This is a genomic window from Rhizobium sp. 18055, from assembly GCF_902706285.1.
Classification (GTDB): Bacteria; Pseudomonadota; Alphaproteobacteria; order Rhizobiales; family Rhizobiaceae; genus Rhizobium.
This window is the reverse complement of record NZ_CACSKD010000164.1, coordinates 1-513: the sequence shown is the minus strand read 5'-3', so window position 1 is coordinate 513 and position 513 is coordinate 1. Positions and strand designations below refer to the sequence as shown.

General features: G+C 63.9%; 1 protein-coding gene. It reads left to right on the top strand.

What is annotated here, in order from left to right:
* A partial coding sequence (locus GVL52_RS31820) for a phage late control D family protein (protein WP_244619335.1) occupies nt 1–513 on the top strand: 513 nt, incomplete at both ends.

Here is a 513-nt window from a genome sequence, read left to right as displayed (position 1 = left end):
GTTCTACCCGCCCGAGAAATCCGCCACGGCCGACCGCGAGAACATCCACGCGTGGAGCCTGGGCGAGGAGATCAAACCGGGCCGGTACTACAACGACGACTACGACTTCAAGAAGCCCCGTTCGGACCTCTCCAACATGCGCCAGCAGCCGCCCGGCCATGCGCACGATGCGTACGAGATCTACGAGTGGCCCGGCGGCTACGTGCAGCATGGCGATGGCGAGCAATATGCACGTGTGCGCCTGCAGGAAGGATTGACAGGCCACAGCACCGTCAAGGGTGAATCCCGCCACCGCAGCCTCGCCCCCGGCTACACGTTCAACCTGGAGAACTACCCGCGCGGGGATCAGAACCGGCAATACCTCATCACCGGGGTGACCTACCACCTGCACGAGAACCCGGGCAGTTCATCCATCAACAGCGCCAAGCCCGGCCAAGCGCTGCAGCACAACGAGGAAAACGGCTCGTTCCAGAGGTTCAGCCTGACGGCCCAGCCGACGAGCCTGCCGTACAC